The sequence below is a fragment of the Pseudomonas sp. 3HC3 genome (genome assembly GCF_044904505.1).
GTDB lineage: Bacteria > Pseudomonadota > Gammaproteobacteria > Pseudomonadales > Pseudomonadaceae > Aquipseudomonas > Aquipseudomonas putida_Y.
In genome coordinates this window covers 89,180-113,712 of record NZ_JADDRH010000017.1, presented here as the reverse complement: position 1 = coordinate 113,712, position 24,533 = coordinate 89,180, and the positions used below count along the sequence as shown (strand labels likewise).

General features: G+C 61.3%; 21 protein-coding genes and 1 pseudogene. 9 read left to right on the top strand and 13 right to left on the bottom strand.

What is annotated here, in order from left to right; translation table 11 throughout:
- Window positions 1-67: 67 nt before the first annotated feature.
- Window positions 68-1,408, bottom strand: a complete 1,341-nt coding sequence (locus INQ47_RS20055; RefSeq protein ID WP_404702416.1) for an MFS transporter — start codon at window positions 1,406-1,408, stop codon at window positions 68-70.
- A gap of 295 nt (window positions 1,409-1,703) precedes the next feature.
- Between INQ47_RS20055 and INQ47_RS20050 the strand changes: the two genes are divergently transcribed.
- Window positions 1,704-2,633, top strand: coding sequence for a helix-turn-helix transcriptional regulator (locus INQ47_RS20050; protein ID WP_404702415.1), 930 nt, complete (start codon window positions 1,704-1,706; stop codon window positions 2,631-2,633).
- Window positions 2,634-2,658: 25 nt separating this feature from the next.
- Here INQ47_RS20050 and INQ47_RS20045 read toward each other — a convergent pair whose 3' ends face one another.
- Window positions 2,659-3,978, bottom strand: a complete 1,320-nt coding sequence (locus tag INQ47_RS20045; RefSeq protein ID WP_404702414.1) for a hypothetical protein — start codon at window positions 3,976-3,978, stop codon at window positions 2,659-2,661.
- Between the two features lie 296 nt (window positions 3,979-4,274).
- Complete coding sequence (locus tag INQ47_RS20040) at window positions 4,275-5,567, bottom strand: hypothetical protein (protein ID WP_404702413.1); 1,293 nt, start codon at window positions 5,565-5,567, stop codon at window positions 4,275-4,277.
- A gap of 157 nt (window positions 5,568-5,724) precedes the next feature.
- On the opposite strand from INQ47_RS20040, the pseudogene INQ47_RS20035 reads away from it, so the two are divergent.
- A pseudogene (locus tag INQ47_RS20035) lies at window positions 5,725-5,889 on the top strand (AraC family transcriptional regulator); the annotation flags it as partial.
- Between the two features lie 25 nt (window positions 5,890-5,914).
- On the opposite strand, the gene INQ47_RS20030 reads toward INQ47_RS20035, so the two are convergent.
- Window positions 5,915-7,234: a hypothetical protein gene (locus tag INQ47_RS20030; RefSeq protein WP_404702412.1), complete on the bottom strand. Its 1,320-nt coding sequence runs from the start codon at window positions 7,232-7,234 to the stop codon at window positions 5,915-5,917.
- A gap of 175 nt (window positions 7,235-7,409) precedes the next feature.
- Here INQ47_RS20030 and pcaQ point away from each other — a divergent pair, with 175 nt between their 5' ends.
- From pcaQ to INQ47_RS20005, 5 genes are all read left to right on the top strand, one after another.
- Entirely contained in the window at window positions 7,410-8,342 is a 933-nt protein-coding gene (gene pcaQ, locus INQ47_RS20025; protein WP_404702411.1) for a pca operon transcription factor PcaQ, read from the top strand.
- Window positions 8,343-8,596: 254 nt separating this feature from the next.
- Window positions 8,597-9,349 carry an FKBP-type peptidyl-prolyl cis-trans isomerase gene (locus INQ47_RS20020; RefSeq protein ID WP_010952765.1) on the top strand — a complete coding sequence of 251 codons (753 nt, stop codon included), beginning with the start codon at window positions 8,597-8,599 and terminating at the stop codon, window positions 9,347-9,349.
- Window positions 9,350-9,637: 288 nt separating this feature from the next.
- On the top strand, window positions 9,638-10,075 hold the full coding sequence (locus tag INQ47_RS20015; RefSeq protein WP_404702410.1) for a YkvA family protein: 438 nt from the start codon (window positions 9,638-9,640) through the stop codon (window positions 10,073-10,075).
- 114 nt (window positions 10,076-10,189) lie between these two features.
- Window positions 10,190-10,528, top strand: a complete 339-nt coding sequence (locus tag INQ47_RS20010) for a helix-turn-helix transcriptional regulator (protein ID WP_252458952.1) — start codon at window positions 10,190-10,192, stop codon at window positions 10,526-10,528.
- Window positions 10,525-10,893 carry a hypothetical protein gene (locus INQ47_RS20005; RefSeq protein ID WP_003252539.1) on the top strand — a complete coding sequence of 123 codons (369 nt, stop codon included), beginning with the start codon at window positions 10,525-10,527 and terminating at the stop codon, window positions 10,891-10,893. The genes INQ47_RS20010 and INQ47_RS20005 overlap by 4 nt, the downstream gene beginning before the upstream one ends.
- 612 nt (window positions 10,894-11,505) lie before the next feature.
- Here INQ47_RS20005 and INQ47_RS20000 read toward each other — a convergent pair.
- Together INQ47_RS20000 and INQ47_RS19995 are read right to left on the bottom strand one after the other, a co-directional pair.
- Window positions 11,506-12,609: an EAL domain-containing protein gene (locus INQ47_RS20000; protein ID WP_404702409.1), complete on the bottom strand. Its 1,104-nt coding sequence runs from the start codon at window positions 12,607-12,609 to the stop codon at window positions 11,506-11,508.
- A 118-nt stretch (window positions 12,610-12,727) separates the two neighbouring features.
- Window positions 12,728-14,809: a carboxy terminal-processing peptidase gene (locus INQ47_RS19995; protein WP_172402795.1), complete on the bottom strand. Its 2,082-nt coding sequence runs from the start codon at window positions 14,807-14,809 to the stop codon at window positions 12,728-12,730.
- A gap of 139 nt (window positions 14,810-14,948) precedes the next feature.
- On the opposite strand from INQ47_RS19995, the gene INQ47_RS19990 reads away from it, so the two are divergent.
- Window positions 14,949-15,911, top strand: a complete 963-nt coding sequence (locus INQ47_RS19990) for an NAD(P)H-quinone oxidoreductase (protein WP_252458972.1) — start codon at window positions 14,949-14,951, stop codon at window positions 15,909-15,911.
- 119 nt (window positions 15,912-16,030) lie between these two features.
- On the opposite strand, the gene INQ47_RS19985 is transcribed toward INQ47_RS19990, so the two are convergent.
- From INQ47_RS19985 to INQ47_RS19960, 6 genes are all read right to left on the bottom strand, one after another.
- Entirely contained in the window at window positions 16,031-16,684 is a 654-nt protein-coding gene (locus tag INQ47_RS19985) for an HAD family phosphatase (RefSeq protein WP_019436775.1), read from the bottom strand.
- 14 nt (window positions 16,685-16,698) lie between these two features.
- On the bottom strand, window positions 16,699-17,688 hold the full coding sequence (locus tag INQ47_RS19980; protein WP_209964110.1) for an ABC transporter ATP-binding protein: 990 nt from the start codon (window positions 17,686-17,688) through the stop codon (window positions 16,699-16,701).
- Window position 17,689: 1 nt separating this feature from the next.
- Entirely contained in the window at window positions 17,690-18,484 is a 795-nt protein-coding gene (locus INQ47_RS19975; RefSeq protein WP_209964113.1) for an ABC transporter permease, read from the bottom strand.
- On the bottom strand, window positions 18,474-19,313 hold the full coding sequence (locus INQ47_RS19970) for an ABC transporter permease subunit (RefSeq protein ID WP_103469327.1): 840 nt from the start codon (window positions 19,311-19,313) through the stop codon (window positions 18,474-18,476). Before INQ47_RS19970 ends, INQ47_RS19975 begins: the two co-directional genes overlap by 11 nt.
- Window positions 19,310-20,116, bottom strand: a complete 807-nt coding sequence (locus tag INQ47_RS19965; protein WP_003252558.1) for an alkaline phosphatase family protein — start codon at window positions 20,114-20,116, stop codon at window positions 19,310-19,312. The genes INQ47_RS19970 and INQ47_RS19965 overlap by 4 nt, the downstream gene beginning before the upstream one ends.
- Window positions 20,117-20,245: 129 nt before the next feature.
- Entirely contained in the window at window positions 20,246-21,310 is a 1,065-nt protein-coding gene (locus INQ47_RS19960; RefSeq protein WP_252458973.1) for an ABC transporter substrate-binding protein, read from the bottom strand.
- A 326-nt stretch (window positions 21,311-21,636) separates the two neighbouring features.
- On the opposite strand from INQ47_RS19960, the gene INQ47_RS19955 reads away from it, so the two are divergent.
- The gene (locus INQ47_RS19955; protein WP_404702408.1) at window positions 21,637-22,350 is read left to right on the top strand and encodes a UTRA domain-containing protein; all 714 of its coding nucleotides are present in this window, start codon (window positions 21,637-21,639) and stop codon (window positions 22,348-22,350) included.
- 31 nt (window positions 22,351-22,381) lie between these two features.
- Here INQ47_RS19955 and INQ47_RS19950 read toward each other — a convergent pair whose 3' ends face one another.
- Window positions 22,382-24,529 carry a mechanosensitive ion channel family protein gene (locus INQ47_RS19950; protein WP_404702407.1) on the bottom strand — a complete coding sequence of 716 codons (2,148 nt, stop codon included), beginning with the start codon at window positions 24,527-24,529 and terminating at the stop codon, window positions 22,382-22,384.
- Window positions 24,530-24,533 lie beyond the last annotated feature (4 nt).

Genomic DNA, 24,533 nt, shown 5'->3' with positions numbered 1-24,533 from the left:
AATACCGTCCCCCCGTAGGAGCGGCTTTAGCCGCGAAGAGGCCGGTACCGTCAATACACTCCCAGGCTCAGCCCGCAGTCTTCAGCTCGATGCGATACAGCTTCCCAAGCAGCAGCGAGTAAGACAGTGTGCCCATCAACGCCACACCACCGATGAACCAGAACGCCATGGCGAAAGAGCCACTGGCGTGCACGATCGCGCCGATCACGATCGGTGTGACGATGCCGCCGATGTTCGCCGCCAGGCTGGTAATGCCGCCGGTCAGGCCGATCAGCTCCTTTGGCGCCACTTCCGACACGGCAGCCCACGACGACGAGGCGATGCCTTGGGCGAAGAACGCCAGTGTCAGCACGGCGATGCACAGCACATTGGAGTCGGTGAAGTTCACCAGCACGATCGACATGCCCAGCATTGAGCCCACCACCAGTGGCAGCTTGCGGGCGAACGACAGCGAGTAGCCCTTGCGAATCAGCAGGTCGGAGACGATGCCCGCCAGGAGGATGCCGGCCGTGGCACCAATGAACGGCATGACCGCGAAGATGCCGACCTTGATCAACGTCAGCTGACGCTCTTCGATCAGATAGGTGGGGAACCAGGTGAGGAAGAAGTACAGCGCCGAAGTGCTGGCGAACTTGCCCAGGCAGATCGCCCAGATCTGGCGATAGCGGAACAGTTCGGCAACCTGGCGCCAGTCGAAGCGGGTACGTTCCTGGCTGCTTTTCACCAGGCCGCCGCCGTGCTCGATATAGGCCAGTTCTTCCTTGCTGACCTTCTTGCAATTGAGCGGGTCGCGATACAGGAACAGCCACACTGCACCGAACAGGATGCCGACCAGACCGGTGCTGTAGAACACGTGGCGCCAGTCATAGGTGGTCGCCAGCCACAGGAGCGCGCCGGTGAACAGTGCGGTGCCCAGGTACTGGCCACATACGTAGATGCTGCTGGCCATGCCGCGCTCGCGAGCGGGGAACCATACCGTAACCGCACGGCTGTTGGCCGGGAAGGCCGGGGCCTCCATGGCGCCGACCGCCAGGCGCAGGCCGAACAGCGAGGCGAAGCCACTGGCCAGGCCCTGGGCCACGGTGACCGCCGACCAGCTGATCAGCGACACGCCGTAGGTCAGGCGCGAGCCGAAGCGGTCGGCAATGAAGCCTGCCGGTACCAGGGCCAACGCGTAGGTCCAGGCGAAGGCGGAAAAAATCAGGCCCATCTCGACCTTGTCCAGGCCCAGGTCTTTGGCCATGAAAGGTGCTGCGATGGAAATGTTCACCCGGTCGACGTAGTTGATGATGGTCGCCACCAGCAGCAGCGACAGCATGAACCAGCGGCGGCGGGTAGGCAGGCGCTGGGCAGGGGCCGCGTCCAGCGTGTACGACGACGCGGCGCGAGGGGTAGGCGTGCTCGACATGAGTCGACCTCGTTTGTTGTTGTTGGTAGAGGTTGGGCTGCAGTCCCTTTTCTAAGGTGGTCGTACAACGCGGTGAATGCAACGGGGTATTTAGACCGTTTTTTTCATTGGAGGCGGGGCAGTGCTGTGCTGTCCAAGAAATTTCGCAGCCGGGGTTTTGCCTGAAATATTGGCTGAATAGCTCATTCTCAGAGGGCTGCGTGGATTTGCGGTTGCGCAGGTTTTTGCATAAGGGGTTAAATTGCAGAGTTTGGACGTCGTACAACTTAAAGCGCCCGTATTCCGGAGATTGCCCATGCCCCCCAAGCGCGAGGTTCCGACCTATGTCATGCAGCAGCGCAGCGAGCTGATGGATTTCTACATCCGCGACCAGCGCGGGCGTCCCGCCGAGACCGCGCCGCATCGTCATGAGTACTTCCAGATCCAGGTCAATCTCGGCGGCGACACGGTGCAACACATCGGCAGCGTGCAACGCCCATTCAGACGCAACACCCTGGCCTTCATCCTGCCGCACCGGGTGCATGTAATACCGCATCCGGCGGACAGCGACTTCGTGGTGATCAATTTCTCCCAGACGTTCCTGCTGCCGCACCTGGCCTGCGACCCGATGGACCTGGAGGAAGTGTCGATCCTGCAGGCGCCGGAGCTGTCGCCGTTCCGCTTTCAGGAGCATCTCGACTTCCACCTGAGTGAGCCGGACTTTGCCGAGGTACGGCAAACCCTCGAGCGCATGCGTGCGCTGGATGCCAACCGCCGTTTCGGCACCCGCGAAATCCTCAAAGGCCTGTTGCTGCAGCTGATCGGCCAGGTCTGTGGCCTGTATGCCGAGCCGCTGCGCGAACTGGCCGACAGCAACGCGGCCCAGCTCAGCCGCCGTGCCGCGCTGGGCCGCATGAGCGACTACCTGCGCCGGCATATCGACGACCCCGATCTGAACCTGCAGAAAGTCGCCGCCGCCACCTACCTGTCGCCGACCTACCTGACCCACTGGCTGCGCAAGGAAATCGGCAAGACCTTCAGCGAGCTGGTGCTGGAGCGGCGCATGCACGCCGCACGCAACTACCTGCTCAACGGCAGCCGCCCGGTGGGCGAGGTGGCGCGGCTTTGTGGCTTTGCGGACGAAGCTTACTTCTCTCGACGTTTCCGCCAGATCCACGGCCTGCCACCTGGCCAGTTCCGCCGCCAGCAACGCGACCCGGATACGCCGCAGGCGGCAATGCTTTAAGCCTGCCCGCTTCTGCCGTGGCGTACTACTGGTCCGGTTTCAGAGAGAGGGCGAGCAGGCAGGGGAGTCGGTAGCCCTGCTGTACGTCTTGCCCGCTCACCAGCATGCGCTGGTTGTCGGTATCGATTACCATCGAGTCGGTGTGAGTGATGAAGCCAAATTCCCCAAACAACGCTCCAAACTGACCGTAGCCATAAGGGGAGGCGAAACGAGTGTCAAGTTGGCCGCTTGAGTGGTAGCGCACCGCCATGTCGAAGGCATAGAAACCACCGTAACCGATCAGGCCACCCTCGGCTTCTTCAATATGGCTCCACCCGCCGTCGATGTGAAAACGCACTACCTGGCCCTGATTGAACTCAAGAGCAGGCTTACCTTCATAATCCAACCGGTAGAGGGTCGGTTTGCCGCTATCGTCGTCTTCCGAGTAGTGCTGGCCGTATAACGTGATGCGTTTGCTGCTGTCCTCTATGGAAAAGCCGTTATTGAGAATCCACGCGTCTGACCAGTGGTGACCCCCCTCGCCGAATGCGTCATCAAGTACCCCCGCCAGCGACAGGCCACTGGTTACTCCATACCAGTCCGGACCGCGTCGCAACGTAGTCGATATCACGATGCGCTGCACGCCGGCGGCTGGGGATATGACGGCAATGCCGTCAAGCGCGTGCGATGAACTTTCGGGAATCAGAGTGCTCAAGGCCAGCAGCCCATCTTCACCGAAACCGTGGTCCTTTCCACCGTGAGCGTCCAGGGCGACAACCACTGCTTTGAGCCCCCCCGCTTCGGATCTGACCGCAGTCGCCACCACCCCTTCCTGGTGGCAGGCCAGCCTCTCCAGCAGCAGATCCACACCGAACAAAGCGCGACTGTCGATATAGCCCTTCCCTTGACCAAAGCTCGGATCGGCTTCGCCTTGGGCTGTCAGCTTCCACAAGTGAGTGGTTGATTGCTCATGAGGCGCCACAGTCACCAGCAGATTGCCCGACATGTCTTCCGCTACCGCATTGGCGTCCAGATAGAAACCCGTGGACAACGTGTTGAAGTCGACCATACCGCTGCCATTGAACGTGATGTCAAGCTTTCCACTTGCGTCCAGGCAGGCAATGAAAACACTGTGTAGCCCATCGGGATCGGCTTTCTGGCCAGTCACGTAGAAACGGTCCGGCCGCACTTTGCTCCTCAGCACGCTGGTCGCTGCCCCTAAGGTGCCCGGGTCGCTTTTGGTGAAGTGGCCATGGCCGTTGTCGCCATAGCGGGTATCGATGGGGGCCTTGGGCTGCTGCTGAACAGCCTTGCGATACGGGTGCGCTGAATGGATTGAAGGGAAGTGATTCTTGACTCGGATCATGGCGTTGAGCTCCATTCACAATAAAACCGCTGAACGCCTATTGAGCGATGTTTCGGCAGGATCGGCTACTGGCAGAAGTGACAGGTGCGTCAACGATCTGGACATGCAGGGCAGCCAGGCCAGGGCGGCCGATATCCTGTCGAGCACTTAAGTCTTGATACGCGTTAATGCTGCGTTGAAAACAGCCTCGGGATGTCGGTTTACAGCCCGTAAACTCCGCTTCCTCGGCTGTTTTCGCATTGCCTGAACTTCGTCTCAAGACTTTTATGCAGTCTCTGGTGAAGTGCCAGTTCGTCTCATTTTTGTTGCTTCAATGAGAGAGCAATGACACAAGGGGTGGAACCCGTCTGTATTTCCCGCCCCGCTACGAGTAGACGTTGGCTTTCTGACATTACCGTCGCGGAATAGCTGTTACTATAGAATCCTGGTTCCGGCACGGTTGCCGTAAAAACACCGTAACCATTCGGCGGCACGAATGTAGTATCGAGTTGGCCGTCCAGACGGTAACGCACCGCCATGCCGCGAGTGAAAAATGAACCATAACCTACCAGTTTTCCATCGGCCTCTGTCATATAGTCCCAGCCACCCTGAATGGGGAACAATACGACACGACCCTCGTTGAATTCTTTAGCAGGTTTTCCTGTGTAGTCTAGCCGATAGATCATGGGAGTACTGGTCCCCTCGGACCACAACTCGCCGTGGACGGTGATGCGCTGACTGGCGTTATTTAGCGTGAAACCATAAATGATAAGGCCAGGCTTTGGCCAATAGACCCCGTTGTCAGCGAAGCGCTGGTCGAGCTCTCCGGACAATGTCAGTGCTGCGATTCCGTTTACGCTCCCCGAATCGGTGAAATAGCGAGTGGAGATGATGATGCGCACCTTCTCACCAACCTCCAGCATTTTAGGCGCCCAAATGACATATCGGAGGTTCGGAATAAGATCTTGCATCTTGAGGATGCCTAGCTTACCAAAGCTCTCGCGTGGGACACCTTCATGGGTGACCACGAAAAGGATTGGAGCGTCTTCGAGGGAACCTGAGAAGATATAGTCGTTCTTGTAAATGGTGAATTCGTAGAGCCTGATATCTTTAAAATTGAAAAAATTATTTAGGATGATGTAGCCGTTGTTGCTGCCGAAATCAGTGTCTGGCTTTCCGTTTGGCTTAAGCTTCCACAGGTGGGTGAAGCCTTGGGTTAGATCATTCATAGTGAGCAGGATGTGACCCTCCGCATCCTCGGCCATGTGCAGGTAACTATGATAATCAAAAACTGTGCTCAGGTCAGTCAGATAGACAAGACCTGTTTTGTTGAAAGACGTATCCAGCTCGCCATCTTTCAAGGTGCGCGCAATGAAAGGTTTCGTGCCGTTGTGGACGCCTCTCAAGTAAGTTCGCTCGGGATAGTAGTTACTTGCCAGGATTTGCGATACCGCGTTTCTATGATCCACGATAGGCTCGCCGATGTGAAGGTGACCTTTGTCGGCATAGGTTACGTCAATGGGCGCCTTGAGTTCCTGACGCTCGCCTTGATAATCACGGGGGGTGTGTTGAGTCTGAGTCTGGGCAAAAAAAACCATATTCGGATGCATGATATGACCTGTCACTTGGGGGAGTGGTTTTTGCGATCTCATTTAATGCGATCCGGATGGTTGCGGGTACTGGCAAAAATGATAGGCGTTGGTGGTCGATGGATAACGATCCGGTCTTGGCGCTTGGGCTGCAACGGGGGGCACCGGCTGGGGGGAACTGCTCAATGGCAGCTGCCCCCCGGTGGACGAGGTGGCGCGGCTTAGTGGCTTTGCCGACGAAGCCTGCTTTTCTCGGCATTTCCGCCGGATCCACGGCCTGCCGCCCGGGCCATCTCGCCACAAGCAACGCGACCCGGATACGCTGCAGGCGGTAATGCTTTAAGCCTGCCCGCTTCTACCGTGGCGCCCTAATGGACCGTTTTCAAAGAGAGGGCGAGCAGGCAGGGAAGTCGGTAGCCCTGCTGTACGTCTTCCCCGCTCACCACCATGCGCTGGTTCTCGGTATCGACTACTATCGAATTCTCGGCAGTATAGAAACCATACTGCTGCGAAAACGCGCCAAACTGACCGTAGCCGTGGGGGGAGACGAAGCGAGTGTCGAGTTGGCCGTCTGATTGGTAGCGCACTGCCAGGTTGAAGTCAAAGAAGCTACCGTACCCGATTAGCCCCCCCTCGGTTTCTTCAATATGGGCCCACTCGCCGTCGATGCCGAAACGCACTACCTGCCCTTGGTTGAACTCGCGGGCAGGCTCGCCAGCATAGTCCAGCCGGTAGAGGGTCGCTTGGCTGCGATCGTCGTCGATCGAGTAGTGCTGGCCGTACAACGTGATGCGCTGGCTGCTGTCTTCTACCGTGAAGCCGCTATTGATGATCCCTTCGTCTGACCAGTGGTGGCCCACCTCGCCGAATTTGTCGTCGAGACGCCCCGTCAGCGACAGGCCACTGGTTACTGAATACCAGCCCGAATCGCTTTTCATGTAAGTGCAGATCACGATGCGCTGCACCCCGGCTGTTGGGGATATGACGGCAATGCCTTCAAGGCTGTGCAGTGAGCCTTCGGGAATCAGATTGCTCAACGCCAGCAGCCCATTTTCACCGAACTGGGGGTCCCTTCTACCATTGCTGTCCAGGGCGACAACCACTGCTTTGAAATCCCCTGCTTCGTATCGAGCCGCGGACGCTACCAACCCATCCTGGTGGCAGGCCACTTTGTCCAGCACAAGATCTGCACCGAACAAGGCACGGGTGTCGATATAGCCCTTTCCTTGACCAAAGCCCAGATCGGGTTCGCCTTTCGCAATCAGCTTCCACAAATGAGTGGTACTTTCCCCAAAAAGCTCCACAGTCACCAGCAGATTGCCCGTCACGTCCTCTACTACTCCAGTGGCGTACCGGTAGCGATCCGTGGTCAGCGTGGTGAAATTGACCATGCCGCTACCATTGAACGTGGTGTCAAGCTTTCCATGCGCGTCCAGGCAGGCAATGAAAACACTGTGTAGCCCATCGGGATCGGTTTGATGCCCTGTCACATAGAACCGGGCCGGACGCACTTTGCTCCTCAGTACGCTTGTCGTCGACCCCAGGTAGCCGCGGCCGCTTTGGGTGAAGTGGCCATGGCCTTTGTCGCCATAACTGAGATCGATGGGGGCCACGGGTTGCTGCTGAAGAGCCTCGGGAGAAGGCGGCACTGGTTGGGTAGAAGGGGAGTGCTTCTTGAATCGGATCATGGCGTTGGGCTCCATTCACACTAAAACCGCTGAACGCCTATTGAGCGATGCTTGGCCAGGATCGGCTACTGGCAGAAGTGACAGGTGCGCCACCGGCCTGGATATGCAGGGGCAGGTGTGTACGGTGCGGCAGACCTGGATACGCCGCAGGTAGCGATGCGGTAAGCTTGCTGCCATGAACCTCGACACCCGCATCAAATACCGCCACCTGCTGTGCTTCCTGGAGATTGCCCGGCAGGGCAGCCTGGCGAGGGCGGCCGATATCCTGTCGATCAGCCAGCCGGCGATTTCCAAGACCCTCAAAGAGCTTGAGGACCTGCTCGAGGCGCGCCTGTTCGAGCGCAGCCGGCAGGGTGTCGAGCTGACCCCGGCCGGCACCCGCTTCATGCGTTACGCCGGGCCCAGTGTGCAGGCACTGCGCGATGGCGTCAGCAGCCTGCGCGGTGAAGCGCGGGCGCCGTCGCAGGTGCGCATTGGCGTGCTGTCCACGGTCGAAGGCCTGCTCATGCCTGAGGTGCTGTGCCGCCTGCATCAGCGCCATGAAGCGCTGGTGATCAGCGTGGTCACCGGGGTCAGCGCGCAGTTGCTTGGTCAACTTCACCTGGGGGAGCTGGAGCTGGTGGTGGGGCGCATGACCGACAGTCCGCAAATCCAGGGGTTGTCGTTCGAGCACCTGTACAGCGAGTCGATGAGCCTGGTGGTGCGCCCGGGTCACCCGCTGCTGGCCAGCACGCCCGTGGAGCGGGGGCAGGTGGGGCGTTACCCGCTGGTGCTGCCACCCGTCGGCACCACCATCCGCCAGCACGCCGACAGCCTGTTTGTGCAATGCGGCATCCAGATGCCGGCGCAGCGGCTGGAAACCCTGTCGCTGGCCCTGAGCCGGCGCTACCTGCTGGGCAGTGATGGCCTGTGGGTGGCGCCGCGTGATGCCGTGCTGCTCGACCTGCGCCGTGGTGAACTGGTCGAGCTTGACCTGGGTGTGCGCGAGCCGGGAGGGTCGGTGGGGATTTGCCGCAATGCCGCCTTGCCGTTGAGTTTGCCGGGGCAGTGGGTGGGCGAGGTGCTGCGGGAGGTGGCGGGGGAATATCGAGAGGGTCGGTATCCTTGAGGTTTTCCGAGGCCTGCCTGCCCTGATATTTCCGCCCTCAGAACCCGCAGAAATAAAAGGCCACAAAAGCCCGGCGAGCCCGGCACAAAGGGTCAATACTGGCCAATGGCTGCAACGCTTCGATGAAGAAGCTTTTAACGACTGAACTTCCTTACGAAAACCCGCTCCTATGCCGGTAGCCATTGGTCATGGCCGCCTGCTAAGCTCGCGGCTTTACCCTGATTGCCCTTATGGCGCATGAACAAGGAAATAGCATGAAACAGCATCGTTTGGCGGCTGCGGTTGCCCTGGTAGGCCTGGTACTGGCTGGCTGCGATCAACAAGCCAGCAGCCCCGAGCTGAAGACTCCGGCGCAGAAAGCCTCCTACGGTATCGGCCTGAACATGGGCAAGAGCCTGGCTCAGGAAGGCATGGAAGACCTTGATTCGAAAGCAGTCGCCCTCGGCATCGAAGACGCCGTTAGCAAGAAAGAACAACGCATCAAGGACGAAGAGCTGGTAGAAGCGTTCACCGCATTGCAGAAACGCGCCGAGGAGCGCCTGGCCAAGGCCAGCGAAGAAGCCGCCTCCGCCGGCAAGAAGTTCCTCGAAGAAAACGCCAAGAAGCCAGGCGTGGTCACCACTGCTTCGGGCCTGCAGTACGAAGTGGTCAAGAAGGCCGACGGCCCGCAGCCCAAGCCGACTGACGTGGTCACTGTCCACTACGAAGGCAAGCTGATCGATGGCAAGGTGTTCGACAGCTCCGTCGAACGTGGCAGCCCGATCGACCTGCCGGTCAGCGGTGTGATCCCTGGTTGGGTCGAAGGTTTGCAGCTGATGCACGTCGGCGAGAAGTACAAGTTGTTCATCCCGGCTGAACTGGCCTATGGCGCACAAAGCCCAAGCCCGCTGATCCCGGCCAACTCGGTACTGGTGTTCGATCTGGAACTGATCGCCATCAAGGACCCGGCCCAGTTGCAAGGCGCCGAGCCGCAAGCCGAAGCCCCTGAAGAAGCACCTGCCAAGTAACATTGGCTAGTTGTCGAAAACGCCCCACATTGATGGGGCGTTTTCGTTTGTGCCGATTGGACGAACCAGCAACAGCTGATACTGTCCGAAGAAATGCAGCGTGAAGAAGTAGGATGTTTCTGACGCAAATCGTTTGCGGCGCAGGTAGCCATGGCGTGAAACGACTGTGTAAAAAACGCCCGATCTGACTGGGCCCCTTGCCTGGCAGGCACCTGGGGTCGGAAACCTCGCCCTGTTCACAAGGTTATCCACAATAAATGTGGATAACCTTTTCCTCTCGGAGGCTCCATGAGCGCACCCTGGAATTTTGCCCGTTTCCTGCCATTGGCCGAGCGCCTGCTCAGCCGCGGTCGGTTGCCGGCCTTGCTGTTCGCGGTAGCGCGCAAAGGCCCGCGCCTCGGCCAACTGCGCGAAGACGTGAAGCTGCTGCAGTCGCTGTGCCTGGCCTGGTGGAGGGGGGAGTACCGCGCCATCAGCCCCAAGGCACTGGTCACTGTCGTGGCTGGCCTGCTGTATTTCGTCAGCCCCATCGATGCCATTCCGGACTGGTTGCTGGGGGTGGGTTTCCTTGATGACATCGCGGTGCTGGGCTGGGTGCTGAAAACCGTGGCCGACGAGTTGGCGCGCTTCAAGGCTTGGCGCGACAGCCTGGCACCCGAACGGCTACGCGTGGTCGAGCGCCTGCCGGCTACCCCGGAAGCGCTGCGGCTGGAACGCAACAGCTGATGAAACCGGCCTGAATCTCACCTCAACTGCACAGACCTCGGAGTTGGTAATATAATTGGCATAAGGGTTATGCCTACGGATTACATGCTGTAATCCTTTTTAAAGGGGTTTGTAATGGGTATTCAGGTCATCAGCCGGGACGGTCAACCCGAGTACGCCGTCGTTCCCTGGGAGCAATACCAGGCGTTGCTCAAGGCTGCAGGGCAGGCACCTGCCGAGGCGGTTTCCGGTGAGGCGCAGGGCGCTGTTGCCAGTGCCCCTCTGCCAGCCTTCAGCGAAGTCGCCCAGATTCGCCAGGCCAAGGGCATTGCCCCTGAGCAACTGGCGCGCAATGTCGGGGTGAGCCCGGCGTATCTGGCCATGATCGAATCGGGTGAACGCCAGCCAGATGCTGCCATCCGCCGCGCCCTGGCCTGGCATCTGGGGGTGGCTGGCTGGAGCGAGCCATCATGAGCCAGGTCAGGATCAGCCGTCAGCACTGGGATAACCTGCTGGGTGAGCTTGACCTGGCCCGCCGTCAACGTCACTTGCTGACCTACCGAGCACTGATCGAGCGCTTGCAGTTGCCCAGCCCGGCCATGCAAACGCTGACTGCCGCGCTGGAATACCTGGCGGTGCTGGATGCCCGTGCCGAGCAGCCATTGCGCAGTTCGCTGGTGATCAGCCAAGGCGCCAGCCGTTTGCCGCGTACTGGCTTCTTTGAGTGTGTCGAGCGCCTGGGGCGTTTCACCGGGCCGGTCGATGGCATGGAGGCCGCCTCGTGGCATGCTTCTGAGGTGGTTCGGGTGTTCGAGTACAGCTATCCCGAAACGGCCTGAAGTGTTATCCATTCGAGCCTATTCGCTACAGGTGGTGACCTTGAGCGAGAGGGCAGGGCCTGCTGGCCAATTTCCACCCGTCGTTCTCCGTTGCCGCCGCTACCGTATTCGCGGGTAAACCCGCTCCTACGCAGTTCGGTGGTGGACACGCATCAGGGGTCGGACTCAGGCTGTCGTAGGAGCGGGTTCACCCGCGAAAGGGCCGGGCCTGCTGGCCAATTTCCATCCACCGTTCACCGTTGCCGCCGCGACCGTATTCGCGGGTAAACCCGCCCCTACGCGGATCGGAGGTGGACACGCATCTGGGGTCGGACTCAGGCCGTCGTAGGAGCGGGTTCACCCGCGAAAGGGCAGGGCCTGCTGGCCAATTTCCACCCGTCGTTCTCCGTTGCCGCCGCTACCGTATTCGCGGGTAAACCCGCTCCTACGCAGTTCGGTGGTGGACACGCATCAGGGGTCGGACTCAGGCCGTCGTAGGAGCGGGTTCACCCGCGAAAGGGCCGGGCCTGCTGGCCAATTTCCATCCGCCGTTCACCGTTGCCGCCGCCACCGTATTCGCGGGTAAACCCGCCCCTACGCGGATCGGAGGTGGACACGCATCTGGGGTCGGACTCAGGCCGTCGTAGGAGCGGGTTCACCCGCGAAAGGGCCGGGCCTGCTGGCCAATTTCCATCCGCCGTTCACCGTTGACGCCGCCACCGTATTCGCGGGTAAACCCGCTCCTACCACGGTGGTGGGCACACATCGGGGGTTGGAATCAGGCTGGTGTAGGAGCGGGTTCACCCGCGAATAGGCCGGCACAGGCAGCGCATCCCTGTGAATCAACCCGCACCCTTTGCCATCGGCATCCACCACTTCCAATGCTTCCAGGTGCTGGTGCCGGCCAAACAGCTCCAGCAGCTGCCCGATCGTGGCATTCAAGCGCACGGTCGGTTGTTCGGCCAGTGGCACCTGCGTCAGTGCTGGTAAAAGCCCGTTGTCGTGTACCCCCAGCTCCTGTGGCCGCCCTAGCAAGTAGCCCTGCACCAGGTCCACGCCCATCTCCACCAGCACCGCCAGCTCTTCCGCCAGCTCGATGCCCTCGGCAATCACTTGTGCCTTCGACGCCCGGGCGATCTGCAGAATGGAGCCAACAAACTCGCGCTTGAGCGGGTCACGGTGGATGCCGTCAATGAAGTGCCGGTCGATCTTCACGTATTCGGGGCGCAGCTCCGACCACAGGCGCAGGCTGGAATAGCCCGCGCCCAAGTCGTCGATGGCAATCGAGAAGCCCATGTCGCGATAGTGGTGCAGGGCATTGGACAGCAGTTGGAAGTCGTCGGTGGGCGTGTGCTCGGTCAACTCGATCACCACCCGGCTAGGCGGCAGGCCAACCTGTTCGAGCAGTTTCAGGGTCAGGCCGGAGGGGTAGTGCGGCTCCAGCAGCGATTCGGGCGAGATGTTGAGAAACAGTTTGCCCTGCAGTTGCTGCTCGCTGAAGCGTCGGCAGGCGCTTTCTCGGCAAGCGGCTTCCAGCTCGGTCAGGCGGCCGGCCTGGCGGGCGATGGTAAACAGGTTGAGCGGCGCATGCAGCGGGCTGTTGGACGGGCCACGGCTCAGCGCCTCATGGCCGAACACCCTATGTTCACTCAGGCACACGATTGGCTGGAACAGACTGTGAATACTGCGTTGAGCCAGGATGGCACTCAAGGCACTGAGCTGTTCGGCAACGGTCATGACGTATTCCTGAAAATGAAAAGGCCGGGCATCTGCATGCCCGGCCCCCATATTTCACGACAGCACGATGACTGTTTGATGACAGGTCGCATTATTCTGCCATCATTGCTGAGGTGCTTTACTTCTTGGCCACCTTGGTGCTGGCACTGAGGTAGTCGATCAGGATGCGACCGGTCTCTGCGAGGTAAGCGTCGTCTTCCGGCTTGGTGTTTTCATCCTCGACCGGCAGAGCGTCTTCGTCCTCTTTCTTCAGTTCTTTCAGCGGTTCTTCACCCTTGGCCTTGCGGCGGATGTTTTCCAGTGCCAGTTGCTTGGTCTCGATGCTGTCGTGGCGTGCACGGCGTTCCTGCTCGTTGAGGCTGACGGTTTTCTCGTTCATCAGCTTCTGGGTCAGGGCCAGGCGGTCGCGGATGTAGGTGAACTCGGCATCCTTGACGCTACGTGCCTCATGCTGCGCCTTGAGCTGGGCCAGGAACGGCCTGAACGGATCGGCGGCAGGCTTGACCACCGGGCGTATGGTGTCCCACGGCATGGCCTCTGGCAGGGCGCTCTCGCCGATTTCCTTGGTGTCGATGATCGATGGGTAGTCGATGTCCGGCAGTACCCCCTGATGCTGGGTGCTCTGCCCGGAAACCCGGTAGAACTTGGCCAGGGTCAGCTTCAGCTCGCCATGGTTGAGCGGCTGGATGGTCTGCACGGTGCCTTTGCCGAATGTCTGGCCACCGATGATCAGCGCGCGGTGGTAGTCCTGCATGGCACCGGCGAAGATCTCCGATGCCGAGGCCGACAGGCGGTTGACCAGCAGTGCCAGCGGGCCCTTGTAGAAGGCCCCCGGGTTTTCGTCTTCCAGCACGTCGACGCGGCCGTCACTATTGCGCACCAGCACGGTCGGGCCTTTTTCGATGAACAGGCTGGTCAGCTCGGTGGCTTCCTGCAGCGAGCCGCCGCCGTTGTTGCGCAGGTCGATGACCACGCCGTCGACTTTTTCTTTTTGCAGTTCGGTGAGCAGCTTCTTCACGTCACGCGTGGTGCTCTTGTACTCCGGGTCGCCCGCGCGGTAGGCCTTGAAGTCCAGGTAGAAGGCCGGGATCTCGATGATGCCCAGCTTGTAGTCACGCCCGTCCTGTTTGAGCTTGAGCACCGACTTCTTCGCCGCCTGCTCTTCAAGTTTCACCGCTTCACGGGTGATCGACACAATCTTGCTGGTCTGGTCGCTAGGCGCATTGCTGGCCGGGATGATTTCCAGGCGTACCACCGAGCCTTTCGGGCCACGGATCAGCTTGACCACTTCGTCCAGGCGCCAGCCCACCACGTCGACCATTTCCTTGTTGCCCTGGGCTACGCCGATGATCTTGTCGGCCGGGGCCACCTGCTTGGTCTTGGCTGCCGGGCCGGCCGGCACCAGGCGCACGATCTTGACCTGGTCGTTGTCGCTTTGCAGTACCGCACCGATGCCTTCGAGCGACAGGCTCATGTTGATGTCGAAGTTCTCGGCGTTGTCCGGCGACAGGTAGTTGGTGTGTGGGTCGTAGGACTGGGCGAAGGTGTTGATGTAGGCCTGGAAGATGTCCTCGGCACGGGTCTGGTCCAGGCGCGCGAGCTGGTTCTTGTAGCGCTTGATCAGGGTTTCCTGGATCTGCTTGGGTTCCTTGCCGGCGATCTTCTGGCGCAGCACTTCGTCTTTAACGCGTTTGCGCCACAAGTCGTCGAGCTCGGCCTGGTTCTTCATCCACGGTGCGTCCTTGCGGTCGATCAGCAAGGTTTCCTTGGTGGTGAAGTCCATCTTGTCCACGCCCTTGTTCAGCTCGGCCAGGGCGAAGTCCAGGCGTTGCTTGACGCGGTCGAGGTAGCGTTTGTAGATGGTGAAGCCCGGGTCCAGGTTGCCGCTCTTGAGGAAATCGTCGAATTGCGTTTTCCATTTATCGAATTCGGCAATGTCGGCAGCGGTGAAGTAGCTGCGCGCCGGGTCCAGCAGCTTGATGTAGCTGTCGTAGATAATGACCGAACGGGCATCGTCCAGGGGGGGCTTGCTGTAGTGGTGGCGCTTGAGCAGCTCCACCACATTGAGGCTGGCGACGATCTCGTCGCGGTCCGGCTGCAGGCTGTCCCACTTGTTGGCGGCCACTGCATTGCCGCCGAGCGTGAGGCTGCCCAGGCCGATCATCACAGCCAGTGCGGTGCTTGGAAGGAAATGCTTCATGCTGATTCGACGTGGAGGCAATTGATCACGCATAGTAGGCCGTCTTTTCCGTTGCCGGTTCCATGGAGCCGGGCAAATACTGCAAAAGGCCTGAGGTAAGCGACCTCAGGCCCAGTCATGATTCAACTATGGAGGCACTGTGAAGGCATTGCAAGGCGTTGACGGACATGTGGAGTGGGTCGAGGCCGAACGCCCGACCTGTGACGCGGGCCAAGTGCGCATTCGCGTGGCCGCTGCGGGGCTGAACCGCGCCGACCTGCTGCAGATGAAAGGTTTGTACCCGCCACCGCCAGGTGCCAGCCCGTACATGGGGCTGGAGTGTGCCGGGGTGGTTGAAGAGGTGGGGGCTGGTGCCGATTGGCGAGTGGGTGATCGCGTTTGCGCCCTGCTGGCCAGCGGCGCCATGGCCGAGGAAGTGGTGGTGGATGCCCGTCATGTGCTGCCGGTGCCCGAGGGCCTTGGCCTGCATGAAGCGGCAGCGTTGCCGGAGGTGTATGCCACTGCCTGGCTGAACATCTTCCAGCTCGGTGCAGTGAAGGCTGGCGAGAAGGTGCTGGTGCACGCCGGCGCCAGTGGCGTTGGCTCGGCCGCTATCCAGCTGTGCAAGGCGTTCGGCAGCCCGGTCTGGGTCAGCGTCGGTTCGCAGGATCGTCTTGCCTACTGCCAGGCGCTGGGCGCTGTGGGTGGTGTGGTACGTAACGAGAACCTGGAAGAGCTGGAAGGTTTTGGCCCGTTCGATGTGATTCTCGACCCGGTGGGCGCTAGCTACGGTGAGCTGAACCTCAAGCTGTTGGCCCGTGATGGGCGCTGGGTGATCATCGGCCTGATGGGCGGACGCAAGTTTGAGCTGGACCTGGCCCAAGTGCTGGGCAAGCGTCTGGAAATTACCGGTTCCACCCTGCGCAACCGTGACGACGGCTTCAAGGCCGAGCTGCTGCGTGAACTGCAGCAGCAAGTATGGCCGCTGTTCGCCGAGGGGCGGTTGTCGCCGCAGCTGGTCGACACCTATCCGGTGGAGTTTGCCAAGGCGGCGTATGCCGAGCTGGAGACCAACCAGGTGTCGGGCAAGCTGGTGATGGTGATCGACCCTAGCCTGGTGTAAGCCGGCCTGGCCCCTTCGCGGGTAAACCCGCTCCTACATTAGGATCGCCACAATTTGAACATTGTGCGATGTAGGAGCGGGTTTACCCGCGAAGGGGCCGGCACAGCCCATAAAGACCTTCAGCTCCAGCTCAGAATCGGCCACCCGTTGATCTCGGCATGCTCGCGCAACACCGCATCCGGGTTCACCACATGTGGGTGATCCACCTTCAACAGCAACGGTAAGTCATTCCTCGAATCGGAATAGAAACTCGCGCCCTCCAGGTTCTCCTGCTCCTGATCCAGCCACTCCAGCAACCGGGTGATCTTGCCCTCACGATAGGTCAGCACCCCGTGGGTCTTGCCGGTGTACACCCCGTTCACTGCCTCCAGCTCGATGGCCAGGTATTCATCCACACCCAGTCTCGCGGCAATCGGCCCGACCAGGTGCGTGCCCGACGCGGAAATGATCAGGATGCGATCCCCACGCTTGCGGTGCTCGGCAATGCAGCGGCAGGCGTCACCGTAGATGATCGGTTCGATCACTTCTTCGACCCACGGTGCCACCAGGTGCTCGACTTCTTCCAGGGTGCGCCCGGCAATCGGCTCCAGGCTGAAAGCCATGTAGTCCTCCATCTGCAGGTGGCCCCTGCCATAGGCTTCCATCAGTTCATGGTCGCGGCGCAGGAAATCCTTGCCGTCGACCCAGCCCAACCGGGCCATCTGCTCGCTCCACAGTGAGGCGCAGTCGCCGTGGATCAGGGTCTCATCCAGATCGAAAATTGCCAGTGCCATTGTGTTGAGTCTCCTTAAGCCACTTCCCGCAGCGCAGTGGGGTCGATCGACACGCTTACCCGTTTCCCGTCCGCGTGCAAGTCGGCCGGCGAGCGGTTGAGCACATCGACCACCAGCTCCACTTCGCGCACCTGCACTCGGTAGCGGATCACGTTGCCCAGCAGACTGTGGCTGCGTACCTCGGCGTCCAGCTCGCCGTGCTCGCCAAGGGTGATCGACTCTGGGCGGATCGCCAGGCGGCTGGCCACCGGGCGCTGCAGCAGGCGGCTGGCGCTGTCGGCGTCGAGCAGGTTGTAGTTGCCGATAAAGCCGGCGGCAAACAGGTCCACGGGAGCGGTGTAGAGGGTTTCGGCATCGCCGCTCTGGACGATGCGCCCCTGGTTCATCAGGAAGATGCGGTCGGACATGGTCAGCGCTTCCTCCTGATCGTGAGTGACGAATATGGTGGTCAGCCCCAGTTCGCGCTGGATGGCGCGAATCTGCTCGCGCAGGTGCTTGCGGATACGCGCATCCAGCGCCGACAACGGTTCGTCGAGCAGCAGCAGGCGCGGGCGGGTGACCAGTGAGCGTGCCAGGGCCACGCGCTGGCACTGGCCACCGGAAAGCTGGTGCGGGTAGCGCCCGGCGAACTTGCCCAGCTCCACCAGCTCAAGCGCCTCGTGTACCCGCAGCTGGCTTTCATCGGCCTTGACCTTCTGCATGCGCAGGCCAAAGGCGACATTCTGCTCCACGGTCATGTTGGGGAACAGCGCGTAGCTCTGGAACACCATGCCGATGCCACGTTTTTGCGGGCTTAGCGGCACGATGTCGTGGCCGTCGAGCAGTATCTGCCCGCTATCCACCGAGGTCAGCCCGGCAATGCAACGCAGCAGGGTGGACTTGCCGCAGCCGGACGGGCCGAGCAGGGTGACGAATTCGCCGCGTTCGATGTGGCAGTCGATGCTCTCGAACACCGGGCTGCCGGCGTAGCTTTTCTGCAGTTTCTGTACGCTGACGAAGCTCATGTCAGGTCTTGTCCTTGTTCAGGCGGTTGGCGACCCAGGTCAGTACCAGCACGAAGGCGAAGTAGGAGATCACCAGCGCGCTGTTGAAGTGGCCACTGCTGTTGCGCATGTTGTTCAGGTACACCTGCAGGGTCTCGTAGCGGGTGCCGACCAGCAGGTTGGCAAACACGAATTCGCCGAACAGGAACGAGAACGACAGCAGCAATGCCACCATCAGGCCCTGGCGCAGGTTCGGCAGCACCACCAGCAGTGCGGCCTGCCAGGTGCTGGCGCCAAGCAGTTGCGCGGCGTCCATCAGGTCGCGCAGGTTGATGGCCTGCAGGTTGTTGGTGATGGCCCGGTACATGAACGGCAGGGCGATGGTGAAGTAGCAGCCGATCAGGATCCACGGTGTGCCGACCATGGCCATCGGCCCGCTGCCATACAGCTGCAGCAGCCCCACCGACGACACCACCGGCGGCACCGCGAATGGCAGCAGGATGAGGATGTTCATCAGCGCGTCGAGCCGCGGGAAGTGGTAATGCACCACGAACAGCAGTGGCAAGATCAGCGCCACCGACAGCAGCAGTGCGCCTACGCACACCAGCAACGACTGGCCGAAGGCCGCAAGGAAGCGCGGCTCGCTCCACAGTGCCGCATACCACTTGAGGGTCAGGCCGCTGGGCAGCAGGGTCGCCGACCAGCTGGTGGCCAGCGAGTAGAGGAGGGTGCCGGCCAGGGGCAGCAGCAGGATCAGGAACAGCAGGTAGACCACGAGGCGGTGGTACCAGCCGCCGGAACGGATGTCAGCGCGCATGGTAGCTCCTTTTCAGCAGCCATTGATGCACCACCGTGACCAGCGTCATCAGCCCCACCAACACCATCGCCAGGGCGCTGGCCAGGTTCGGATCGAGGCTGATGTCGCCTGCCACCAGGCCGGCGATGCGGATCGGCAGTACGTTGAAGTTGCCGGTGGTCAGTGCGTACACGGTGGCGTAGGCACCGAGTGCGTTGGCCAGCAGGATGACGAAGGTGCCCAGCAGTGCCGGGGCCAGTACCGGCAGGCCGATGTGTCGCCAGTACTGCCAGTGGTTGGCGCCCAGCAGCGCGGCTGACTCGCGCCAGTCTTCGCGCAGGGCGTCGAAGGCGGGGTACAGCAGCAATACGCCCAGCGGGATCTGGAAGTAGGTGTACACCAGGATCAACCCGCTTTTGGAATAGATACTGAAGTCTTCCAGCAGGCCGACCTGCTTCAGCAGCAGGGTCAGCGCGCCGTTGAAACCGAGCAGGATGATGAAGGCAAAGGCCAGCGGTACGCCGGCAAAGTTGCTGGTCATGTTGGCGAAGGCGCTGACGAAGTCGCGCAGCTTCGAGTCCACCTGGCGCAGCGAGTATGCACCGAGGGTAGCGATGACGATGCCGAACACGCTCGACCAGAAGCTGATTTCCAGGCTGCGTTGCAACGCCTGCAGGTAGAACTTGGAGGCGAACACCTTGCTGAAGTTGTCGATGCCCCAGCCGGCTTCCGATTGCAGGCTGTTGATCGCCACCCAGGCCAGCGGGGCGACCTGGAAGATGACGAAGAACACGGCGAACGGCAGCAGGCAGAGCAGGGCCAGGTAGCGGCCACGTATGCCGCCACTCACTTCAGCAGCTCCCGGCAAACCGTCTTGTCGTGCGCGGCGCCCAGCAGTTCACAGATGGTGCCGCACAGTTCGGTCTGCAGCGGTTTGGCGGCCGGGTCCAGGCTGAAGGCGTCGCCGAAGACGAACAGCGGCACTTCACGTTCTTCAGCCAGCAGGCCGTTGTGCGAGCGGTCGTTGTTCATGCCGTGGTCGGCGGTGACCAATACCTGATAGCCCTCTTCGAGCCAGCCGGGCAGGTAGTCGGCCAGCAGGATGTCGACGCTGCGCGCAGCGTTGCGATACTGGCTGCTGTCCAGGCCGTGGCGGTGACCCACGTCGTCAACGCTCATCGGATGTACCAGCAGGAAGTTGGGGGCGTGGCGGCGGCGCAGGTACTCGCCATCGGCCAGAAGGTGCGAATCGGGGTAACGGTCGTCCCAGTAGAACAGCCCGTGCTGGATCGGCAGCTTCGGCGCGTGGGTGTGGCGGTCGCGCTGCGGGTCGAAGGGCGAGCGGTTGTACAGCTCGCTCATCCAGTGATAGGCCGCCGCTGCAGTGCCCAGGTTGGCCTCGCGGGCGTAGTGAAACACGCTGCGCTGGTTGGACAGGCGGTTGATGTTGTTGTGCACGATGCCGCTGTCGATTGGCGGCACGCCGGTGAGGATGCATTCGTACAGCGGCCGCGACAGCGATGGCAGCTCGCATTCCACGCGGTACAGCGCGGCACGGTCGGCCTCGACGTAGGCGTGCAGGTGGCCCATCGCATGGTGGGCGACCTGGTAGTTGAGGCCGTCGAGCAGGACCAGGATGACGTTGTGTTGCATGTTTACTCCAGTCATGAACCGCGTTGGCATCTTCGCGGGTAAACCCGCTCCTACATGTATCGCGTATCCCTGTGTAGGAGCGGGTTTACCCGCGAAAGGGCCGGATCAGGCGCTACAAAGCCCAGCCCCTTACTCCATCTCGATGATCACCTGCTCCTGCCACATCTGCGGCAGTTTCTTCGAGGTGGCTTCCCAGGCCTCGGCATTCTTGATCGGTTGGGCGGCACCGTACTGATCGTTGGGCAGTAGCTTGGCCTGCACATCCGCCGGCAGTTTCAGGTGCTCGGCCCGGATCGGCCGCGCATGCCCCTTGGCCAGGTTGATCTGCCCGGCATCGCTGAAGATGTATTCACGGGTCAGCTTGGCCGCGTTGGGGTGCTTGGCGTACTTGTTGATGACCGTGGTATAGCCGGAAATCACCGAGCCGTCCGAGGGGATCAGCACTTCAAAACGCTTGGGGTCGATCTGTTCACGGTAGCTCAGGCCGTTGAAGTCCCACACCACGCCAACTTCCACCTCGCCCTTTTCCAGGGTCTGGATGGTCGGGTTGGCCAGCGACAGGCGCTTCTGCTGCGCCAGCTTGGTGAACAACTGCAGGCCCGGCTGGATGTTCTGCTCGTCACCTTTGTAGGCGATGGCCGCAGCCAGCACACCGTTGGCGGCCTGGGCGGCGGTGCCGACGTCGCCAATGGCAACCTTGTACTTGCCTTTTTCCAGGTCATGCCAGGTCTTCGGCCGTTCCTCTTCCTTGACCAGGTCCTTGTTGATGATGAAGGCGATGGTACCGGTATAGGCCAGCGCCCAGTGGCCGTCCTTGTCCTTGGCCCATTCCGGCACCTGGTCCCAGGTGCTTGGCTTGTAAGGCTGGCTGACGCCCTTGGTCACCGCGATCGGGCCGAAAGCGGCACCCACGTCACCGATGTCGGCGCTGGCGTTGTCCTTCTCGGCCTCGAACTTGGCCAGTTCCTGGGCCGAGCTCATGTCGGTGTCGCTGTGCTTGAGGCCGTACTTGCTGGCCAGGTCTTCCCAGGTGCCTTTCCAGTTGGCCCAGGCGTCGGGCATGCCCACGCTGTTGACAGTGCCTTCCTTGCGGGCGGCGTCTTCCAGGGCCTTGAGGTCAGTGCCGGCGGCCATGGCCGAGGTACACAACGCGATGGCCGAACCAAGCAGTGACGCCATGAAGAACTTTTTCATCCGAAGCTCCTTTGGGTGGGTGCCTTGCGATCATTATTCTGGGTAAAGCCGTTGCAAGCCTTTGACTGGCACCTTTGGTCTAGGTCAGCAAACCTTGAGCCAAGGTAGGCCGCTTGCGTGACAGTTTGATGTAGGCAGGGGGCCGGCAAGGGCCCTGAAGCTACAGCGTAGACCAGGTAATCGCCCCGGTTCTGCTGGCTTGGCGCGTTTCTGGCAGTGGCTGGCCTAAGCTTTGTCACAGGATGTTCATCAGCCCTGCATAGGCTTGCACTGTTCTCCAAATGCCCTGTGATGGGGCTGGACTAGTCCAGATAGGTAACCTTTTGATGCAGTCGACGCCCCCGCGTGCGGTAACAGCCATCTGCCATGCCCTGCAGGAGCAGATCGAGCATGGTCTGCTGGCGCCGGGCGGCAAGCTGCCGGCCGAGCGGCGGCTCAGCGAGGTGTTCGACACCACTCGCATTACCTTGCGTGAGGCGTTGGTGCAGCTGGAAGCCCAAGGCTTGATCTACCGCGAAGAGCGCCGAGGCTGGTTCGTTGCGCCGCAGCGCTTGACCTACGACCTGATCGAGCGCAGCCACTTCCATGCCATGGTGCGCGATCAGGGGCGGGTGGCCAGTACCGAACTGCTGTCGGCGAGGCTGCAGCCGGCTTCGGCGGCCACCTGTGCACGCTTGCAGTTGCCTGCGTTGTCCAGCGTGGTGCGCGTCTGCCGGTTACGGCGGATTGATGGGCGGGCGGTGCTGTATGCCGAGCATTACCTCAACCCCCGGTACTTTCCCGGCATTCTCGAACACGACCTGGCGCAGTCACTGACCGAGATTTATGGGCGGGTGTATGGCATCGCATACGGGCAGGTGTGCTTCGAGATCCTGCCGACAGCGTTGCCGGTGGAGGCGGCCAGTGCCTTGAAAGTGTCGGCGGGCAGCCCGGGGCTGCACATTACCCGGGTCAACAGTGACCAGCATGGGCACTTGATCGACTGCGACCTCGAGTATTGGCGGCATGATGCGATCCGCATTCGTGCCCAGGCTGGATGAGGTGTTGCCTTCTTCGCGGGTAAACCCGCTCCTACGAACCGGCCTCCGTCATCCCACCCCCACCGGCTGTCACCACTTGCACCGACAATCGCGGCGTCGCCAGGTCAAGCCCGGCCTCATCCAGTTGCCGCTTCAAGGCCAGGTTGAACGCCCGCGACACCTCCCACTGCTTGATCGGCGCGGTCTTGAACCGTGCCCGCAAGATCGCCGAACCTGACTCGAAGCTCTCCACCCCCTGCAGCTCCAACGGTGACCAGATGTTGCGGCGCATCAGCGGGTCATTGCGCAGCTTCTGCCCCACTTCGCGAATCAGCGTGATCGCCTGGTCGATGTTCATGCTGTGCGGTATTGCCACGCGGAAGATCGCGTAGCCGAACTCCCGCGAGTAGTTCTTGATGCTCTTGATCTCGCTGAACGGGATGGTATGCACAATGCCGTCGATGTCGCGCAGGCGCACGGTACGAATGGTCAACCCTTCCACCGTGCCCAGGTGGCCGCCGACATCCACGTAGTCGTCGATGGCCAGCGAATCCTCGATGATGATGAACAGGCCGGTGATCAGGTCGGCCACCAGCGACTGCGCGCCAAAACCGATGGCCAGGCCGATCACACCGGCACCGGCCAGCAGCGGGGTGACGTTCATGCCCATGTTGGCCAGTGCGACGATGACCGCGATGATGAAGATGACCACGAACATCACGTTGCGGATCAACGGCATCATGGTTTGCGCGCGGGCGTTGGCCAGCCCCCGGCGCGAGCCCACCAGGGCATGGTGTACGGCGGTGTCGGCAAGGATCCACACCAGCCAGGCCACCATCAGCGTGCCGGCCAGGCCCAGTAGGCGCAGGCTGACGTCATGGCCGTCGCCCTCGGCGAAGCTGATCATCGACACGCCCCACACGCGCAGGCCCAACTCGATAAACACCAGCCAGATGAACAGGTGCACCAGCAGGTAGCCGAAGTTGCGCAGGCGCTCGGTGTACACCGCCTGGCGCTTGCTGGCCCGCTTGGGGTTGGCAGTATGGCGGCGCACCAGGCCATTGAGCACCATGCACACCACCACCAGCACCGTGCACATCAGCGACTGGCGTAGGGCGGTGCTGGTGTCGCCGGCGGAGACGAAGGTGGCGAACAGCGAAATGGCCACAAGGATCAGCGCCGGAATGAACCAGAAGCTGCCGAGGATCTCGATGGTATCGCTGAGGGTGCGTCGGGTCAGGCGCCTCGACAGTGGCTGGTTGCGGATCAGGTGGGCGATCGGGCGGCGGAAGCGCAGGATGAACAACCCGGTGCACAGCGCCGCAATCACATTGGCCAAGGTCGCCAGGGCGTGGGCCAGGTGGGTACCGAGGGCCACCAGCATGCGTGGATCGCTCATCGCCTCGCCAAACGCGGCGAAGCTGCCGATCAGCCACAACGGGCGAAACGCCTGGCGCCGCAGGATGTGCAGGGCACGGTGGCGGTGTGGGCCGTCCAGCAAGGAAAAGGCGATGACGCAAATGGCCGAAAAGCAGGTACCGACCACCAGGGCGTAGGCCAGCACCATGGCCAGGGATTTGCCCAGCGATGGCGGCAGCACGAAACTCAGGTACACCGTGAACACCAGCGCGACCAACCATGGGCCGAGCTTGCGCAAGGCAAAGCGCACCAGGTCCCAGGTACGCGGGTGCTGTGGCAGTTCTTCGCTCAGGCCAAAGCGCAGGCGTACCCGATGGCCGACCCAGTTGAAGGCGTAGGCCAGCACGCTCCACACGGCAATCACTGCAGCAAAACCGAACAGGATCGCCGGCCACTGGTGCACGGGCACCATCAGTTCGGTCAGTTCGGCCTGGGCCTGTTCGATTTCTGCGGCCCAGCGGTGGAATGGACTGGCATCGCCGCTGAACTGTTTTTCAAAGTCATGCAGGGCACCGCCGATCAGGCCGAGCACACCCTGTTCAACACTGGGTTGCGATTGCCGGGTGGCGTCGCGCAGTTTTTTCAGGTCGGCCAGCAGCTTGGCCCGTTGCTGGTCGTTTTCGAGGTTCTTGATCACCTCGTCCAGCGATTTGCCCAGCGGCTCGGTGGCCTCTGGCTGGGCGGGCGCGCTGCCGCCCAGCAAGCCAGGCAGGCCCGCCGCTTGTGCCGGGGCAATGAAAAGCAATAGCAGCAGGAACAGGTAACGCAGGAGGGCAGGCACTGGA

What these genes read in the sequence shown, in the direction of transcription:
- INQ47_RS20055 (WP_404702416.1), bottom strand. Translation starts at nt 1,408, where the DNA reads ATGTCGAGCACGCCTACCCCTCGCGCCGCGTCGTCGTACACGCTGGAC.
- INQ47_RS20050 (WP_404702415.1), top strand. Translation starts at nt 1,704, where the DNA reads ATGCCCCCCAAGCGCGAGGTTCCGACCTATGTCATGCAGCAGCGCAGC.
- INQ47_RS20045 (WP_404702414.1), bottom strand. Translation starts at nt 3,978, where the DNA reads ATGATCCGAGTCAAGAATCACTTCCCTTCAATCCATTCAGCGCACCCG.
- INQ47_RS20040 (WP_404702413.1), bottom strand. Translation starts at nt 5,567, where the DNA reads ATGCATCCGAATATGGTTTTTTTTGCCCAGACTCAGACTCAACACACC.
- INQ47_RS20030 (WP_404702412.1), bottom strand. Translation starts at nt 7,234, where the DNA reads ATGATCCGATTCAAGAAGCACTCCCCTTCTACCCAACCAGTGCCGCCT.
- pcaQ (WP_404702411.1), top strand. Translation starts at nt 7,410, where the DNA reads ATGAACCTCGACACCCGCATCAAATACCGCCACCTGCTGTGCTTCCTG.
- INQ47_RS20020 (WP_010952765.1), top strand. Translation starts at nt 8,597, where the DNA reads ATGAAACAGCATCGTTTGGCGGCTGCGGTTGCCCTGGTAGGCCTGGTA.
- INQ47_RS20015 (WP_404702410.1), top strand. Translation starts at nt 9,638, where the DNA reads ATGAGCGCACCCTGGAATTTTGCCCGTTTCCTGCCATTGGCCGAGCGC.
- INQ47_RS20010 (WP_252458952.1), top strand. Translation starts at nt 10,190, where the DNA reads ATGGGTATTCAGGTCATCAGCCGGGACGGTCAACCCGAGTACGCCGTC.
- INQ47_RS20005 (WP_003252539.1), top strand. Translation starts at nt 10,525, where the DNA reads ATGAGCCAGGTCAGGATCAGCCGTCAGCACTGGGATAACCTGCTGGGT.
- INQ47_RS20000 (WP_404702409.1), bottom strand. Translation starts at nt 12,609, where the DNA reads ATGACCGTTGCCGAACAGCTCAGTGCCTTGAGTGCCATCCTGGCTCAA.
- INQ47_RS19995 (WP_172402795.1), bottom strand. Translation starts at nt 14,809, where the DNA reads ATGAAGCATTTCCTTCCAAGCACCGCACTGGCTGTGATGATCGGCCTG.
- INQ47_RS19985 (WP_019436775.1), bottom strand. Translation starts at nt 16,684, where the DNA reads ATGGCACTGGCAATTTTCGATCTGGATGAGACCCTGATCCACGGCGAC.
- INQ47_RS19980 (WP_209964110.1), bottom strand. Translation starts at nt 17,688, where the DNA reads ATGAGCTTCGTCAGCGTACAGAAACTGCAGAAAAGCTACGCCGGCAGC.
- INQ47_RS19975 (WP_209964113.1), bottom strand. Translation starts at nt 18,484, where the DNA reads ATGCGCGCTGACATCCGTTCCGGCGGCTGGTACCACCGCCTCGTGGTC.
- INQ47_RS19965 (WP_003252558.1), bottom strand. Translation starts at nt 20,116, where the DNA reads ATGCAACACAACGTCATCCTGGTCCTGCTCGACGGCCTCAACTACCAG.
- INQ47_RS19960 (WP_252458973.1), bottom strand. Translation starts at nt 21,310, where the DNA reads ATGAAAAAGTTCTTCATGGCGTCACTGCTTGGTTCGGCCATCGCGTTG.
- INQ47_RS19955 (WP_404702408.1), top strand. Translation starts at nt 21,637, where the DNA reads ATGCAGTCGACGCCCCCGCGTGCGGTAACAGCCATCTGCCATGCCCTG.